This is a genomic window from Motilimonas pumila, assembly GCF_003596335.1.
Lineage (GTDB): Bacteria > Pseudomonadota > Gammaproteobacteria > Enterobacterales > CBDFNC01 > Motilimonas > Motilimonas pumila.
The window spans coordinates 1-707 of the sequence record NZ_QZCH01000135.1; the positions used below are offsets into that span (position 1 = coordinate 1).

General features: G+C 41.7%; 1 protein-coding gene. It reads right to left on the reverse strand.

The features are described from left to right. Positions 1-74: 74 nt before the first annotated feature. Positions 75-614 carry a methionyl-tRNA formyltransferase-like protein gene (locus tag D1Z90_RS20890; protein WP_119912674.1) on the reverse strand — a complete coding sequence of 180 codons (540 nt, stop codon included), beginning with the start codon at positions 612-614 and terminating at the stop codon, positions 75-77. Positions 615-707: the final 93 nt, after the last annotated feature.

Consider the following 707-nt stretch of genomic DNA (forward strand, 5'->3'; position numbering starts at 1 on the left):
TTCAATGCTGCGGAATGGAGCGTTATGGGAAGCGCCAAAAGTGGTAAATTAACTATTGACGCCATAGTCTCTTGTTATGCACTTGCTTCGATTGTGCTGTAGTGAAATGCAGAACTAGAATCGGACAGGTGAAACCAAACTTCAATGTCTGCTAAGTTTTCTACAGCTTTCGATTCTTGAGCAATCTTTTCAAACAAAGCCTCGGGATTAATGTTATACCCATAAACTAAATAAATTGCCCTCTCATAGCCGACTTCATTCTTAAATAGAGACAATGACTCGAGATCCTTTCTAATGCCCACATTTGGAGCTCTCTCGTGTTTGACCTCGATTATTGCATGGTTACCAGACATATAACCGGGTTTGTGTACTAAGAAGTCAGGCTTAATATGACTCGCACCTAATTCACGTAAAATAGGGTGAGCCGCTTTATCGATCTCACCATTCAAATAATACTCGGAGTTAGTTGGCCAAACCATTCTCATCTGATGATATAGCTCATAGCAATACACTCTTTCCCTGTAAACAGGATCACCACCATCGATTCTAAGCCGAATGTAGCCAGCTTCGATTTGGTTGGTTGCATTGATTATTATTGAGTCGAGCTCTCTCATATTTCCTCTAAGTGCATAGACATAATGATTCCCTGTGCACAGTGTCGACCTCCTGCATTTATCGTGGGTTAGCTAGGCCAGTGCCACACTGTT

Coding starts and splice junctions, on each gene's coding strand:
- D1Z90_RS20890 (WP_119912674.1), bottom strand. CDS start 614: ATGAGAGAGCTCGACTCAATAATAATCAATGCAACCAACCAAATCGAA.